Source organism: Salinimicrobium soli, from assembly GCF_048323655.1.
In the GTDB taxonomy this organism is placed as follows: domain Bacteria; phylum Bacteroidota; class Bacteroidia; order Flavobacteriales; family Flavobacteriaceae; genus Salinimicrobium; species Salinimicrobium soli.
This window is the reverse complement of record NZ_JBLUWW010000002.1, coordinates 153,675-169,334: the sequence shown is the minus strand read 5'-3', so window position 1 is coordinate 169,334 and position 15,660 is coordinate 153,675. Positions and strand designations below refer to the sequence as shown.

General features: G+C 40.4%; 13 protein-coding genes. 11 read left to right on the top strand and 2 right to left on the bottom strand.

All coding sequences use genetic code 11. The features are described 5' to 3' along the window. Positions 1-50 precede the first annotated feature (50 nt). Complete coding sequence (locus ACNORC_RS06320; protein WP_418334783.1) at positions 51-1,457, bottom strand: hypothetical protein; 1,407 nt, start codon at positions 1,455-1,457, stop codon at positions 51-53. 127 nt (positions 1,458-1,584) lie between these two features. On the opposite strand from ACNORC_RS06320, the gene ACNORC_RS06315 reads away from it, so the two are divergent. Further along, entirely contained in the window at positions 1,585-2,931 is a 1,347-nt protein-coding gene (locus ACNORC_RS06315; RefSeq protein ID WP_418334782.1) for an alpha/beta hydrolase, read from the top strand. Between the two features lie 7 nt (positions 2,932-2,938). Here the strand turns inward: ACNORC_RS06315 and ACNORC_RS06310 are convergent, their stop codons facing one another. After that, the gene (locus tag ACNORC_RS06310; protein ID WP_418334781.1) at positions 2,939-3,577 is read right to left on the bottom strand and encodes a hypothetical protein; all 639 of its coding nucleotides are present in this window, start codon (positions 3,575-3,577) and stop codon (positions 2,939-2,941) included. Between the two features lie 212 nt (positions 3,578-3,789). Here ACNORC_RS06310 and ACNORC_RS06305 point away from each other — a divergent pair, with 212 nt between their 5' ends. The 10 genes from ACNORC_RS06305 (at position 3,790) to ACNORC_RS06260 (ending at position 15,644) form a co-directional block, all read left to right on the top strand. Continuing rightward, positions 3,790-4,089 carry a hypothetical protein gene (locus ACNORC_RS06305; RefSeq protein WP_418334780.1) on the top strand — a complete coding sequence of 100 codons (300 nt, stop codon included), beginning with the start codon at positions 3,790-3,792 and terminating at the stop codon, positions 4,087-4,089. A gap of 11 nt (positions 4,090-4,100) precedes the next feature. Further along, the gene (locus ACNORC_RS06300; RefSeq protein ID WP_418334779.1) at positions 4,101-4,532 is read left to right on the top strand and encodes a hypothetical protein; all 432 of its coding nucleotides are present in this window, start codon (positions 4,101-4,103) and stop codon (positions 4,530-4,532) included. A gap of 200 nt (positions 4,533-4,732) precedes the next feature. Next, positions 4,733-8,944, top strand: a complete 4,212-nt coding sequence (locus ACNORC_RS06295; RefSeq protein WP_418334778.1) for an AAA family ATPase — start codon at positions 4,733-4,735, stop codon at positions 8,942-8,944. A 5-nt stretch (positions 8,945-8,949) separates the two neighbouring features. Beyond that, a complete protein-coding gene (locus tag ACNORC_RS06290; protein WP_418334777.1) occupies positions 8,950-9,606 on the top strand; it encodes a response regulator in 657 nt (218 codons plus the stop codon). A gap of 307 nt (positions 9,607-9,913) precedes the next feature. Further along, positions 9,914-10,408 carry an outer membrane beta-barrel protein gene (locus ACNORC_RS06285; protein WP_418334776.1) on the top strand — a complete coding sequence of 165 codons (495 nt, stop codon included), beginning with the start codon at positions 9,914-9,916 and terminating at the stop codon, positions 10,406-10,408. A 77-nt stretch (positions 10,409-10,485) separates the two neighbouring features. Next, positions 10,486-11,940: a hypothetical protein gene (locus ACNORC_RS06280; RefSeq protein WP_418334775.1), complete on the top strand. Its 1,455-nt coding sequence runs from the start codon at positions 10,486-10,488 to the stop codon at positions 11,938-11,940. 163 nt (positions 11,941-12,103) lie between these two features. Next, positions 12,104-12,718 (top strand): hypothetical protein, encoded by a 615-nt coding sequence (locus ACNORC_RS06275; RefSeq protein WP_418334774.1) that lies wholly within the window; start codon positions 12,104-12,106, stop codon positions 12,716-12,718. A 70-nt stretch (positions 12,719-12,788) separates the two neighbouring features. Further along, positions 12,789-13,466 (top strand): DUF4097 family beta strand repeat-containing protein, encoded by a 678-nt coding sequence (locus ACNORC_RS06270; protein ID WP_418334773.1) that lies wholly within the window; start codon positions 12,789-12,791, stop codon positions 13,464-13,466. A 124-nt stretch (positions 13,467-13,590) separates the two neighbouring features. Next, a complete protein-coding gene (locus tag ACNORC_RS06265) occupies positions 13,591-15,159 on the top strand; it encodes a serine hydrolase (RefSeq protein WP_418334772.1) in 1,569 nt (522 codons plus the stop codon). 332 nt (positions 15,160-15,491) lie between these two features. Further along, the gene (locus tag ACNORC_RS06260; protein ID WP_418334771.1) at positions 15,492-15,644 is read left to right on the top strand and encodes a hypothetical protein; all 153 of its coding nucleotides are present in this window, start codon (positions 15,492-15,494) and stop codon (positions 15,642-15,644) included. The last annotated feature ends 16 nt before the right edge of the window (positions 15,645-15,660 follow it).

The window sequence follows — 15,660 nt, the reverse complement described above, 5'->3', positions numbered from 1 at the left end:
AGGTTCATTTCTCTGTGGGATCACCACAGATTTATAATTTTGATATAGAGTTAGTTAATGTTGAAAATGCTAAAAGACACCCCGAAATAGTACCCGATGTCGTACACCGTTTTGGTGAAGCCGTCGAGAGAGTTCAGGGAAGTAGAATCTCCTGCTTCGAGTCCGTTGGTCAACCTGTCTACAGGACCGTAAGCCACTCCTCCGGAAAGGGAAAGCCTGCTGTCATTTCCGAGAAATAACGATGGACCTAAAAGAAAGTTCACTCCCTTCACATCATCAGAAATTGGAATGGAAAGTCCAAAACTTCCGCCGAGATTAAAATTTTCTGAAATGATCGGGTAAAAATTGATCATGGTGCTCAGGTTTGGAATAAAGTAGTCATTGGTATTGGAAGCAATCTGCCCATCTTCGGTAATAAAATAATCTTCAGAAGTAGATTCAAAATTATTCATGGTAAGAGCTACTCCGGTATTTATCTTAAAGCCTCCTCTTGAAAGGATCTTGATATTTCGGCTTTTTAACACGGCGTTGTTTCCGGCATCGGAGTCTTGAGCAAAATCACTTTCTTTAAAGGTCAATTCAATGTTAGATTTATCAGAATCCAGGTAATAATCATAAGTTCTGGAAAACACAGATCCTTCCAAAGCCGTATAGAGCGACTGGATCTTGTTAAGTGAGGCTACCGACTCTACTGTGGAATTCTGTACCGATTGTATTAGGTTATCCAGTTCAGTATAGGATGTGTTTCTAAGCACCAACTCTCCGCGGGAGGCTACACCTTCATTGGAGGTCCTGTCAAGGTCGGCCTTGAGCATTTTCACATCAGTAATTATTTCATTGGTGCCGGTGACCAGGACCTTTTCAAGGTTAGCGAGGTAATTATAGAAATTCTCATCTGGATTTGGCAGCCTTACATCCTGTTGTTGTGCAGCCACTTGTTTTAGATTAGCCTCAATCTCCTCCTTGGTAAGGTTGGGATTCTTTAAATTAGACATTAAAGTACTCTTAAGGGCACTAACATTTGTAGCAATATCATTGAGATCCTGAAATTTACTGGACAAACCTGCGCCCCTGGATTGTGCTCCTCTGGAAAATAAGGTGTCACTCACCGGCAGGTTACCAAGATTCAACTTAAGATTGTCTTGAGACATGGAGCCAATTCCTCCCAGCAAGGTCCCAAAATTAAATCCACTGCCACCTGATTTATGGATCTCTTCTTCCGAAACGTCTGTTTCTAACTTAACGGCAAAAGGATTGACGTTCACCACCTGGAGCTCAACCTGGCTGTTCTTTTTGAATTTTGGTTTCTCTAAAGTGTCCTTAATTTTGTTATTCCTATCCAAAGAGAAATACTGGATATTTTCTGTTTGGTAGTCATACAACACCTTGTATCTTTCTTGTGCATTGACTGATAAAATGAGTAAAAATAAGGGGAGCAGAAGTAGAATTTTCTTCATAGAATAACAATGATTTTGGTGTTAAAAATATCAAAAAATATTAAACTTCAAGGGTTTATGTAAAAATTAAAGAGAATTCCTACTTTTATACCTCAGATTTATAATTGGTCATTATTAGAGTTAAGACATGAAAAAAATAACCCTGATTTTAGCAGTTCTGTTCACAATTTGCTGGTTCCCAATGACAGCTCAGAAAGCCATGGATCTGGCTTCGGAATGTCTGTCCCAAAAATCAGACTTTAAGCAGGGAATACTAATTCCTGAAGAAGGACCGGTGGAACTTCAGCTTAGGAACAATGGAATAGTTGACGAGCTACTTCTCAAAAATCCCGAGGGTTTTGATCTTAAAAACTGGATCACCTTCAATCACTCTTTTAAAAATGAGGATACCTTAGTACTCAAAAATGACAAAATTGAAGAGCGTTTCTGCCTCAAGTTTCAATATTCTAAACCAAAAAGTCGTGGGGCAGCCCTTCCGGAGAAAGGTTATGTAAAATTCCCGGTCTTTTTTGCTACAGATCGTAACTACAACCGGGGTAAAGAAATAGAGGAAACTTTTGGCACCCGTCGCGGAGATCTCCATTATGGTTTATGTGAAGTGAGCATTCCCAATACGCACACTCCTGGGGAGATCGAAGAACCTTCCCTATGGAAACTGGAATTCGAGGAAGACCCAAAGGAGCACATAATGATCCATTCAGCAAAATTGCTTTCAAAGGATAGTTTTATTAAAAGGTTGAATTCCGAAATAGCCGATTCCGATAAAAGTGCCTCTTTTTTATTTATCCACGGGTATAACGTTTCTTTTTCTGAAGCGGCCAAAAGAACAGCCCAGATCTCCTATGATCTATTATTTGACGGTGTACCTGTATTTTACAGCTGGCCGTCCAAAGCCAGCTTGAGCGGCTACACCAATGACGAGGCCAACATCAGCTGGGCACAGGCCAACATAAAGACTTTTTTGGAAGACTACCTCACAAAATCAACCGCTGATGAGATCTACCTCATCGCTCACAGCATGGGTAACCGCGGACTAACCGGCGCACTGTTAGAGTTACTGAAGGAACAACCTCACCTAAAAACCAGGATAAAAGAAGTGATCCTGGCCGCTCCCGATATTGACGCTGACGTATTCAAGCGGGATATCGCCCCAAAAATGGCAGAATTGACTCAAAATCCGGTGACGCTGTATGTTTCTGAGGATGATGTGGCGCTTAAAGCTTCAAAGCTGGCTCATGGGTACCCGCGAGCAGGAGACGTTAGCGACGGCCTGGTGTTGATAGAGGGAATCGAGACTGTGGATGCCAGCGGAATTGATACCAGTTTCCTGGGACACTCCTATTTCGCAGAAAGTCATTCTATTATTTCAGATATTTTTGACCTCATCAAGACCGGAAGAAGGGCTGAAAAAAGGAAGATCCTGAAAAAGATCCTGGAGACCAATCCCGATTACTGGAAAGTAAAAACAGAATAGCAACAATCTACCGGTAACTCCCTAACCACACACTGCCATATTTTGTATAATAGTATTTGCTGCCGTCTTCATTTTCTGTTGCACGGTAATGGCCCTTGATCCTTCGGTCTACATGATTTTTATTACGGCGGAATTCCCGAAGAGAGTTGAATTCATAGGGTGTACCAACATCATCATGTGTAACCACTTCGTCGTGCACGGCACGTTCCCACTTCAATTCTTCCATTCTTTCTTTCAACGAACCATAATTATCAACAGGAAATTTTTTTTCAGTTTCGGATTTATAAAAACTGTCTTTGTAAAAATCAATAAAATCACCAGTTGCACAAACTACCTGAGACTTCGTAAGAAAAGGTTCAAACAACCAGATCTTAAGGTAATAAGGTTCATCAAAATTCTTGAGTTGCTCATGCCAACTTTCATGAATGTTCAAAAGAGCACGCAGGATCTTTTGACGGGTCTTTCCGAAAGGTTCAGAATAAGAAATATCCAGCACCGGATAATTGGAGTAGGGACTCAAAGCGGCCCTGGCGTATTCCCGCTGGCGGTATCTTAAATTATCCAGGTCCAAATGCAAATTCTGCTGCTCCCACTGTTCAATTTGCTTCCAGAGCTTTTTATGGCCTCTCACTTTTTTAACTCTCATATTAAGTAAACTTCCTTTTCTGTTCGAAAATAAAAGAATTTCTGAGAACGGAAATTCTTTCCCCTTTTTAACCTCTACGGTTTATGTGTCCATCAATATACCATGAAGGCGGTAGACAAAACCCCTCTATATAGGTATTTCCCAAACGGCTTTTGAAACGGAACTTTGTAACGTAAGATTTATCTATTTCTATTAAGCTAAAATTAATGACCATGGATACAATGAATATGATCTTTGAGAACTACGGCGGTAAAAGAATAACCCAGATATTTAAAACTTACTGGATGGCTCTACTAATCCTGAAACAGGTAATGTTTTCCCTCTTCCCTGCCTCACCAACTATGGAACCTTCACCAGTCAACTCAATAGAGAAAATACAGGAAGATGCGGCCATTAAGACTCAAGAAAATAACCTGACTGAATTTGATTTTATTAAGCTCATCATAACCCTCACACAGCTCAAGTCAGATGAATTAACAGAAGCTGGCTGCGCCCCTCAAGTTCAACCATAAAAAATGTTTAAATGAAAAATTATAGCTTTCAGGAAGTACTCCTGGCGGAAAATTCAGATTTCATCCTGAGTTCTAACCCCGCAGCAACCATTCTTTATCAGGAACATCTAAAAAAGCATTCTTGGAGCAGGTTCGAACTGAAAGAAATTTTACATGCTCTTTCTTCCCACCGCTTCAAAGTTTACATAATAAAGGTTAACCACGGTAGTCTTTTACCACCTGATGACCTTGCCTGGGTGGAAAGGCTTAACCTCAAAAGATTGCTCAAAGCAGGAATTTCTCACGTTGCCTATGTCTCACCTCAAAATGTATTTACCAGTCTTGAACTGGAAAAGGAGGTACAACCGGGTAAGATCTTTAGAATAAGGATCTTCAAAAAGATGACCGATGCTGTGCAATGGCTGGAAATAACTTTGCATGAAGAGCTAACATACCGGGACTAAATCGCTTTTTTTCAACAGTAATACAACCGAGATCCAAACCAGAAAAATACCTTATACACGGCTGAATGCCAGATAAATACAAGGGTGAAAAGAGGAGGGATTTATTTTTAACGAGGAGATTTTTGTCTGAGTTTTTGAACTATTTTTAGTGCTTTACTGGCTAAAATAATTGAATAAGGAACTTTCTATCTAATCCATCAATGTCTGGTCACTTACAAAAAACATCCGCGGCTATTACAGAACCCATCTTTGGCCGAAATAGAGAACTAAAATTACTTTCTGAAGGCCTACTTAATGCCGGCACTTCAGGAACATCGTTGTTCATCTTTAAAGGGCCTGCCGGAGTTGGTAAGACCACTTTGATTAAGAAGGCTTTGGAAAGTTATCCTCATGACAAGTGTTTTAAGCTATATGGGAAATTTGAGAATCACCGGGAAAATGCTCCTTATTCAGCTTTTAAACAGGCTTTTTCTTCCTGGGCCCAGCAGATCCTTTTATTATCTGATGAGGAATTCGATTCTGTAAAAGAAAGTGCCACCTCTGCCCTGCAGACGAATATTACAGCCGTCACGGGGGTCTTCGATGAACTGGAAGTGTTCTTTAGCCGGAAGAATCTGGTAAGGGATCATTATGCATTTCCCCATCAGCTCAAAGCACGGTTCTACTATTTTCTCAAGAAGTTCCTAAGGAGCATTACCGGGTTGGGTTATCACCTGCTGATTTTTCTGGATGACCTACAATGGTGTGACAAGGCGTCCCTTCTTTTGCTGGAAGAGCTGATAAAAAGCAATGATATCCCCGGACTTATTTTTATCGCAGCCTCAAGAGAAGCAGAAGAAAATTCTGCGATAAATGACCCCTTATCTACAATTTTTAAAAATAAGAGAAACGTTACTTTCATACCTCTAAAGCCACTGTCACGAAATTCGGTGGGAGCCATGGTTCCATCTCAATGGAGGCTGTCAAAACAAAACCTCGAAGATTTTCAAAACTATCTATGGCTTGAGAGTGCGGGAAATCCTTTTCGGATCAATGAGATCTTAAAGATCATCCAAAAAGAAGGCCTGGCAAAGATAAGACCTGAGGACCCTGCATTTTGGGAACACCTGCCAAGACTGGGAAGCGCAGAAGATTCAGTTAGCTTTATTCAGGAACAACTCCGTAGTCTTCCTTTTCACCAATTACAGGTAATTGCTACTGCCTCCTGTTTAGGTTACTCATTTAATATTGATCTGCTAAAAGAGATCCTTACCCAACCTGAAAAAGAGATAGTATACCATCTAAGAGACCTCGTTAAAATGGATCTTTTGATAAGGAAAAGAAATATATTCCTCTTCTCACACGATACGATCTTTTCAGCTGCCAACTCCCTGCTTTCAAATGCGGAGAAATCTGATGTTCATCAAAGAACTGGACATTACTTGCTTCAGAAGCTTAATACCTACGAAAACCAGGATTTTTTTCGAGCCGTAAATCACCTCAACAAAGCCTATGAACTTACAAGTTTCAAAAATGAGAATTTGGAAGAAAATATTCTCCTAAACATACATGCGGCAAGGCTGGCAATAAACAACACGGCTTTTGAAGTGGCACATAATTATTATGTTGCTGCTGATAAACTATCTGCCGGAAAAATATCCTTTATAAAAGTATCTGACCCCAAACTCGTTTCTATATTCAAGACAGAGCAGATGGATCATGATACTGTGCAATTTTTGATTCATTTTGGATATGCAGAGACTTCCTTTTTGCTCCTTAAATTTGAAGCCGCCCTTGAATCTATTGGGCAGGCATTGAAGATGAACTGTACGAGACATCAGCGGCTGCAGGCGACTCTAATTAAAATGATGATCTGCTCTGCTCTGATCCACCAAAAAAACATACCACATATTCTTAATGACGGATTTGAAAGTCTGGAAAGGACCCTCGCCGAATATGGTATTGTTATTCCGTCAGATCATGATTCAATAAAAAAAGAATCTGCAGTAGACTGCAGTATCCTGAGCAGGAAAGCGGCAGAACTTGATATGAAAGTCCGGTTTTCCGAGATGATCAATCCAGATCAGGAATATCAGGACCTGATGAACCTTGTAGCTACCTCCATGACATTTGTTTACTATATGGATCCTCACAAGAGTTTGTTCATGGTCTCAAAAACCCTGCTACTTACCCTTGAAAAAGGTTTCGCTCCGGTAACTCCTGTACTCTTTTCAGCGAGTTTCTTTACAGCATTTTTTAGTGAGGAGAATCGGTCGCTGGCCCACTTTCTTGGAAAAGTTTCTCTTAAGATGATAGAAAATGATCCTTTTAAGAGGTTTTCTTATATGGTTCATTATGTTGCGATCCTTAACTTTTATACCTGGGAACATCATTACCGCGATTGTGTAGTTAAATTAAAAGAAGGAGCTCAACAGGCTACCGAAGCAGGAGATTCTCATTATGCTGCCTTTTGCCATACAATTGTTCGTGTCCTTGATTCTTATCGTGGAAAAAATTTACAGGAACATCTCGAATATTCTGAAAGGAATGAAAAGGACCATCACGTATTCTTTATAAGCGGAACAGATAATTCCCTTTCACAATACCTGACAGGACAAATCCCCGGGTTCGAAACCGGAGATTTTATATTTCCGGAAGAGATCCTTGTTGAGTCTGAACACAACCTTACCTGCCGTTATAACCATCTACTGGCTCTCGAAAAATTAAATTATATCGGCAACTTTATAGAGGCCGCAGTTTTAGCAGGAGAAAGCTGTGACCGGTTGGAGTATGTGGGTAAAGGTTTTCAGATCGAGGTTGAACATTTCTTTTTCTATTCTCTAAGCTTGCTTCAGTCGGCATATCATCACCCCGTGGAATTTTCAGAAGCCATGGACAAAGTAGCGCCAAAACTGGAGGAACTTGAAAGACTGGCAGGTTTTAGATCAGGTAATTTTCTTCATAAGGTTTACCTGGTAAAAGCTGAAATCGCAAAATGCAAAGGAGATTTTGAGCAGGCAACCTTACTGTATGACCTTGCGATAGAAGAAGCCCGTGATAAGGAATTTGTACATCACGCCGCAATTGCGGCCGAACGGGCTTTTGAGTATTATCGGGATAAAAAAAGAAATGGCCAGGCCATACATTACCTTAAAAAGAGCCTTAAATTATACACCGCCTGGGGAGCTACAGCAAAAGTAGAACAGCTCAAGAAGCTTTATAAATCCGTGATCCCAGAAAAAATCCCGTCCTCCTCTTCTCCTCATTCCCACCATCCTTTTGAAGTCATTCGGGAAGTTTTGGAGCAAACAATTCCGGGAAACCAGATCTCTCTGACAGATCTTTCCAAAAAACTTGTTTCTCTTATTTTGAAAGAGGGTAATGCAGGTAAAGCTGCAATTCTCTTTTCCCTGCAAAATAGCTGGAAAGTACTAGCTCTTGCACCCAATGGAGAAGATCTCGTCAACAAGCCTCTCCATGAACTGAGGGCAAACCTTCCGGTAAGTATCCTTAATTACGGTATAAAAAAAGGTGAAAAAATCATCCTTCAGGATTTCTCTAAAGAATCGCTTTTTGTTGCAGATCCCTATCTTCAGAAGGAAATACCTGGAAACATATGCATCTTTCCGGTTAGGGAAAGTGGAGAAACCATCGGCCTTATTTACCTCGAGGATTGTCCTATTTTGACTGAAACTGAAAGGGACCTTTTCTTACTAACAATAGAGCTCATTTCCACCACTTTCGCTAATGCAGTTTACCATCACAATAACGACCTTCTCAACAAAGAACTTAAACTACAAGAGAAGAACAGGATCGAAGCAGTAATTGAGTCGCAGGAAAAGGAAAGACAACGGATAGCACGGGACCTGCACGATAGCCTTGGGCAGATCCTTGCCTTAAGCAGGATTAATTTAAGCCGTATAAATTTAAAGAGTACTGATACTCAAAATCAATTACTGCTCAACGAGATAGTCGGCCTCATTGATGAAAGTTGCCGCGAAGTGAGAAATATTTCTCATAATCTCATGCCTCCCGATCTGGATAATAAGAGCCTGCCTGAAATACTGGAATCTCTGATCAACAAAAACCGGCAAACTAACGGAGTGGAGTACATATTCCATTCGCACAGTTTAAGGGAAGATCTTTCAGTGGCAGGCAAGTTCACTCTATACAGAGTGCTTCAGGAGATCCTTCAGAACATCATTAAACATGCATCGGCCACTAAGGTGACCATCACCTTAATGCATAATAATGAATTCACGAACCTGCTTGTTGAAGACAATGGAAAAGGATTTGATACAGGTCTTGCCAGTCTCGGGATAGGTTTAAAGAATATTCATTCCAGGATAAAAGTTCTGCACGGTTATTTTGACATTGACTCTTCAATCAATAAAGGAACTGTTTTCAACGTGAGTATACCTCTAACTGTTTAAATATTATGGAAAAGGTAAAAGTTTTATTGGCAGATGATCACCAGATGTTTCTGGACGGTCTTGCATCTTTACTGTCTCAATTAAAGGATGTAGAGGTTATCGCTACAGTGAACAGTGGCAAAGAAGCGTTGACAAGGTTAACAACACTCTCTCCAGATCTCGCCATTCTGGATATCAACATGCCTGATATGAATGGTCTTGAAACCACCAAAAAGATCAAGGAGAAGTATCCTGATATCAAAATTCTGGGATTGACAATGGAGAATGATCTGCAACTGGTGACAGGAATGCTGGAAGCAGGGGCATCAGGCTATATTCTTAAAAATACCGGGAAAGAAGAACTGGAACTCGCCATACGACAGGTGATCAAAGGAGAGCCTTACCTAAGTCAGACCATAAGTAATCAACTTGCACAAAATCTTCTCCGGAACTTCCAGCAAAAGAATGAGCCGCAGGATGCTTTAAGCAGCCTGACCGAAAGGGAACTGGAGATTCTGAAATTAATTGCCCTGGAACATTCGAATTCTGAAATAGCAGATCTGCTATTTATCAGTCCAAAAACTGTAGAAACTCACCGAAAAAATCTGATGCGCAAGATCGAGGTAAAAAATTCTTTGGGCGTATATAAATTTGCGGTCAAACACCAACTTTTGAAAGAGTAGTCAAAAAGGTCCTTTTTGGGTCTCTTGTTAATTAAAAGCCTCCCGGTCCTTTACCCGTGAGGCTTTTACTTTTTAGGGAGTCATTCTTCTAATGACCCTATACCTGATTCACGGTATTTCCTATTCCTTAAAATACCTGCACCCGGGTATCGAAAACCCTGCTGTTACGGTATTTCCAAACTCTAACTCCTGTCCCATCTTTGCTTTGTAGAATTCGATCAAAAAGTGCAATCATAAAAACTTGTCGGCCGAGCCTTCTACCTAAACTTAAAACGAAATAATTATCAACAACAAAAATCAAAAAACAATGAAAAAATCAGTTTTACTTGTAATGATCACTTTAATGACAATGACCGTAGCTCACAGCCAACAGGGAAATTTTAGCTTCGGTATTAACGCGGGAATTCCGGTAGGAGACATTGAAGAATTTGCCACTTTTAATTTAGGAGGCGAAGCAGCTTACAGATTTGATCTTTCTGAGCAATTTAAAATAGGTGGTGTAGTAGGTTACTCTCACTTTTTTGGAGACTCAGGTGAAGATGAATTTGGAAGCTGGGAAGTTGAGGATTTCCAGTTCCTACCACTGGCAGCTTCAGCAAGATTTAATATGAACCAATTCTTCGCAGGTGCCGATGTAGGTTATGCGGTTGGTGTCAATGATGGTAACGAAGGCGGATTCTACTACAAACCACTTGCCGGAATCAATTTTGGAAAAATCGGGGCACTTGTCTCTTACTCCGGAATTAGTCGCGACAATTTTACTGTATCAACTGTAAACCTGGGGTTAGAATATAATTTCTAATCCGGGAAACCCGCCTTCCTAACGAGGGGAGGGTCTTTATTAGAAAAAAATCATTCAATCAATCAAAACTTACTATTATGAAAACTATTCGTCCAATCTTTTTCGCACTGCTCCTCAGCAATTTATTGTTATCATGTTCTAAAGATGATGATACTGAGTCCCCTACCTACCTGGTAGTCGCTGATCTCTTCGAAGACACTTCTATTATGGAAAATTCTTCTGCTACTGAATTCAGAATAAACCTGAACGAGCCTGCACAGGAGGACGGGTATATTATACTTAAAGTAACCAGCACAAAAAATAATGGATTCCAAACTAATCCGCCGGTAGAGAATGGAGAGATCGAACTGGAGGTATTAAAAGGCAGCACCTTCTCGGCATTTGATTTTACTCCTGTTAACAACAACCAGATTGAAGAAAATTCTACTGTAACCTTTAAATTGGAAGAAAGCAGTGACGGTATTTTATTTGGGAGTAAAAGCAGTACAACTATTGAAATCACAGACGACGATTCACCCGCCACTGCCTCCTTCATCACCTCATCTGTAAGTCTTATTGAAAATAATATTGAAGGTGTGGAAGTAAGAATCCACTTTTCGGGATATCAAATTCCTGAAGGTTCCCTTGTAGTAGAAGTTGAAGGAAATACTAACGATCACTTTATTAGCAGCTATCCTGCTCTTGATCAGGATCAAAAGATTTCGATTCCTGTACCTTCAGGAACTGTATTTACAACCTTTCAAATTTATCCGAAGGATAATGCCCTTCTTGAAAATCATCAAAACCTGAAACTCAAGTTGGTTTCCAATAGTGCGGGTGTGGTCATAGGAGAACTTTCAGAAATAAATCTCGTTCTCCTGGATGACGAGATAAAGGGAAAGATAAAATCGGTTGAAACTATCACCAAGGATGGTAAAAGAGATAAGAAAACCTGGGAATATGCTGTAGATGGAAAAGTGAGTAAAGTTCTATGGGAGAATAATTCTACTTCAATGGCGCAGGGAACTGATATTTATTACTACTCCGGTAACGGTTTGATCGAAAGCGTCTCCGCTTTTCCCGGAGATGGTGAGTACTTTATCTGGGAGAACGGCAAAGTGGTTCGTTCTGAAGTTAATAGTGGTTTTGCTAAGACAGCCTACAGTATCTATGACTATAATTTTTCCGGAAAGATCCAGACAAAGACCATTTTTCACATCCAGACAGATGGCAGCTTTAAAACAAGTGGCAAACATGAATATGAATATCATTCAGATGGCAACTTAAAAAAAGAGAGTATTTTCAAATTAAACAGCAACAATATTCTGGTATTTGAAAGCAGTCTTTCATTTGACACTTACCTGGACAAGGGGAACCCGGCACCTATTGAAATAATACCAACTCTAAAGGTTCAGCAACTTTTACCACTCTATTATACCTACATTAAAGAAGGAGTGAATATAAATCATTACTACATCAATAAGTTTAATGCTGAAGGCCAACTTTTTGAAAGAGGAAGCCAAACAGAAACTGTATTTTACACCTACTATTAAAAAATTTTATTCATAAAAATTTACTGCCCGGCCTATGGTCGGGCAGTTTTTTATTTACCAAATTCTACTTTTTGAGTTTTCTCTAACCAAGTTTAGCAACTCCTTGACATCTATTCTCAGAGGGTTAGATTAAATTGAAAGAGAGAAGTTTAAATATTCAAAAATGTCAATTAAAAAGTGGTTCAAAAAAAAGAAGAAGGTCGTTTTTGATGATGGCACTATGGACAAGACCTACTCAAGTGAGAAAAAATTTTCGAGCGAACTTCAGGCAAAACAAGAGTTCGAGAGGTCAGTTCAGAAATTGTTCCATGTAAATCAATGGTCAGACCTGCCGGGAATAACCTCCAAATTTGTCCTTTTTGACAAGCATGGAAATGAGAAAGATGAACCTGAGCCCGAGTTCAATGATTTTATAAAAATTCTTTTACCGGGTCCCTTTCCTGAAAATTGGGTGATGGTCACCGACATCAAGAAAGGAGATAATTTTGCAGAATTCACGGTAAGCCCCAGCATAGACCCCACAGAAGAGCAAGACGGTGAAAGAAAGATCGAACATTTCTTTATAGATAAGGCTACCAGCACCTTCAGAGTAGAGTTGAGAGGAGATACCCTCACCGCCTGGGAAATTGGAAAAAGAGAAGGTATCAATGATGACGAAGAGGCTGGGGACCGGGAGATCCTTAATTCCTCACTTGCGATTGGAGGCTGGGCTTTTGCACAAAAGGTCCAGTGGAAAAAATTGACCGATTTCCTGGTGCATAAAATCGAGATAGGATAAACCGGTATTTTGCAACACTTAATATTTCCTGTCGTACTTAAGGTAAATCAATCATCAAAAAACAGTACACATGAAAAAACTAATCTTTGCTTTACTGGTGTTGTCCGGAATGAATATTCAGGCGCAGAAAAAAGTGGAAAGGGAAACTGCTTACAGCAATGAATCGGTAGAAATGAATTTGGAGTTTGCCTCTTCCATCAAAATTGTAACCTGGGACAAACAAAAAATTAAGGTTGAAGCCAGTATAGCTTCCGAAAAAAAGGAAATTATTGAAAACTATGAGCTCAACCTCCGGCTGAAAGACTCTGCCATCGAATTCAGTTCCAATTCAAAAGAGCTTTTCAAAATAGAGGAAGAAAGAGGTATTCATTTCCACGATTTCAAACATGAATTCATCTATACCGTCTATGTGCCCAAAGATGTAAAACTGAAGGTCTCCAGTATCACCGGAAAACTAACTGCAGATTATCTGCGAGGTGATATCTCCATCGATCTTGTTGTTGGAGATATTGTCATTAAAGAATTTGATGGAGACCTGAACCTGAAAACTGTTTCCGGAGAGATACATCTTCCGGTAAAGGACAGTTCTTTTAGCGCTTCTTCTTTAATGGGTGAGATCTACGCCGATGCCAATCCTAAAATCCAAAAGAAAAACGGAATAATTGGCCGGAAGATGAACCTGGAGCTGGCGGAAACAAATAACCGCTTAAGCCTTGACACCGTTACCGGCGATATATATTTAAAATAGAAAATTTGTTGTTCATTTTGAGATTCCGCTTCAATTGGAGCGGAATCTTTGTGCTTTTCGCAGACCAGCAAGTTGCGTTAATATGTAGGAGAATTCTGTATCTTTAGGGGCAAAATTTTACTTTATGAAAGCCTCATTTTATAGCAGAATTTTCCTTTTCTGTTTTCTCCTCCTCGGAATTTCTACAACTGCACAAGGTCTTGAAAACCCTCAAATAGACAGTCTCGTTCAAAAGAGCATGAATACTTTTAATGTTCCGGGCATTGCTGTGGCCGTACTTAAGGACGGCAAAGTTGTTCACATGAAAGGATACGGTACCCGCTCCCTGAAAGACGGTGGAAAGGTAGATGAAAATACCCTTTTTGGAGTGGCATCAAACACCAAAGCGGTAACCGCAGCAGCTCTTGCCCAACTCGTAGATGACGGCAAACTGGAGTGGGATAGCAGGGTAACAGAAATTATTCCCGAATTCAAACTTTACGATCCCTATGTCACCAGCGAATTTACAGTTCGGGACCTGCTCACCCACCGCAGCGGACTGGGATTGGGCGCAGGGGATTTGATGGTGTTTCCGGCTTCAAATGTTACTGATAAAGATCAGTTGATCTACAATCTAAGATTCCTCAAGCCGGTATCTTCCTTCCGTTCCCAATATGATTATGACAACCTGCTTTACATTGTAGCAGGAGAGGTTATTGAAAGAGTTTCAGGAACCGAATATGAAACCTATGTTAAGCAACATATCCTGGAGCCACTAGGGATGGACCGCACGGCTATGTCCTGGCACAGGATCGAAGATTATTCCAACGTAATTGACGGGCATGCTCCGGTGGACGGTAAATTAGTGCCCGTAGGTCTCAGTTTTACTAAAGTGGCCAATCCTGCAGCAGGAATCTATTCCTCTGTAAAGGATATGAGCAAATGGGTACAGGCCCAACTGGACAATGGAAAATATGGTGAAAATTTACAGGACAGTCTCTTCAGTCTTAAAGCCCACCGTGAGATGTGGAAGCCACAAACTATTACAGGCACCGGCAAAGGGGACTATAATACTCATTTTAAAGCCTACGGATTGGGCTGGTTCCTCAGCGATGTCAATGGATATCTTGAGGTTACCCATACCGGCGGCTTGCTGGGAATTGTGAGCCAGGTAACCATGATCCCAGAATTGGACCTGGGTATCATCGTGCTGACCAATCAGCAGTCCGGAGCTGCTTTCAGGTCGATTACCAATTCTATAAAGGATGCCTACTTCGGAATTAACGGAAAAGACAGGATCAGCCAATACAATGAGGCCAGACTGAGAGGAGAGAAAAGAGCTGATGCTGTTGTAGCTGAAGTATGGAAAAAGGTCGAAACGGTGCAGAAAAACAATAAACTAAGTAAAGAAGCCTTATCAAAATACACAGGTACATTCAACGATCCCTGGTTTGGAAAGGTGAATGTTTATCTGGAAAACAACAAACTTCGGTTCAGATCTGAAAATGTGGCCGACCTGCGCGGAAGCATGAGTTACTACACCGGAAATACTTTTATTGTGAAATGGGATGAGCGCTCGCTGAACGCCGATGCTTTTGTCATCTTCAGGCTCGACAAAGAAGGAAAAGCTGAAGGATTTTCAATGGAGCCGGTTTCCCCAATGACCGACTTTAGTTTTGATTTTCAGGATCTTGATTTTTCCAGAGCAGAATAACCTTTCTCTGATTAAAAATATTCAGCCGCAACTTTTGCGGCTGTTTTCATTTATACCGTTGAGCATTCTTCCCCACTCCTGTGGAAATAAAGAACAGCAGGTGTCAAAAATGACATTTTTGGCACCTGTTAAGCCGAAGCTAAACTTTACCTAAACCTTTTCTAAAGTTCCGGTTTGGGAATTCTTCAGCAGCAGGATCTACACGCAGCCTTTATTAAAATATTTAAGAATTATTTTTATTTTTAGAACAATTATGAATATTTGATAAATTAACCCCGAAATAACTGGTATTGAATTTGTTTTCTGTTTTTACAACCAAACCCCAATGAATTATGAAAGCAGAAGAAAAACACGCCGCACGAAAAGAATTCATCAGATCTTATATTTCCCAAATCAACTGGGATTACCTCTTTTTTAGAGCACAAATGGTTTTTGGCCTGCTCCTTTTGCTGGGCATAATTGGATTTGTGTTCTGGATGAACTAAGTCCTCTCTATCCCCC

Coding starts and splice junctions, on each gene's coding strand:
- ACNORC_RS06305 (WP_418334780.1), top strand. CDS start 3,790: ATGGATACAATGAATATGATCTTTGAGAACTACGGCGGTAAAAGAATA.
- ACNORC_RS06300 (WP_418334779.1), top strand. CDS start 4,101: ATGAAAAATTATAGCTTTCAGGAAGTACTCCTGGCGGAAAATTCAGAT.
- ACNORC_RS06260 (WP_418334771.1), top strand. CDS start 15,492: ATGAAAGCAGAAGAAAAACACGCCGCACGAAAAGAATTCATCAGATCT.
- ACNORC_RS06270 (WP_418334773.1), top strand. CDS start 12,789: ATGAAAAAACTAATCTTTGCTTTACTGGTGTTGTCCGGAATGAATATT.
- ACNORC_RS06275 (WP_418334774.1), top strand. CDS start 12,104: ATGTCAATTAAAAAGTGGTTCAAAAAAAAGAAGAAGGTCGTTTTTGAT.
- ACNORC_RS06295 (WP_418334778.1), top strand. CDS start 4,733: ATGTCTGGTCACTTACAAAAAACATCCGCGGCTATTACAGAACCCATC.
- ACNORC_RS06320 (WP_418334783.1), bottom strand. CDS start 1,457: ATGAAGAAAATTCTACTTCTGCTCCCCTTATTTTTACTCATTTTATCA.
- ACNORC_RS06285 (WP_418334776.1), top strand. CDS start 9,914: ATGAAAAAATCAGTTTTACTTGTAATGATCACTTTAATGACAATGACC.
- ACNORC_RS06310 (WP_418334781.1), bottom strand. CDS start 3,577: ATGAGAGTTAAAAAAGTGAGAGGCCATAAAAAGCTCTGGAAGCAAATT.
- ACNORC_RS06265 (WP_418334772.1), top strand. CDS start 13,591: ATGAAAGCCTCATTTTATAGCAGAATTTTCCTTTTCTGTTTTCTCCTC.
- ACNORC_RS06315 (WP_418334782.1), top strand. CDS start 1,585: ATGAAAAAAATAACCCTGATTTTAGCAGTTCTGTTCACAATTTGCTGG.
- ACNORC_RS06290 (WP_418334777.1), top strand. CDS start 8,950: ATGGAAAAGGTAAAAGTTTTATTGGCAGATGATCACCAGATGTTTCTG.
- ACNORC_RS06280 (WP_418334775.1), top strand. CDS start 10,486: ATGAAAACTATTCGTCCAATCTTTTTCGCACTGCTCCTCAGCAATTTA.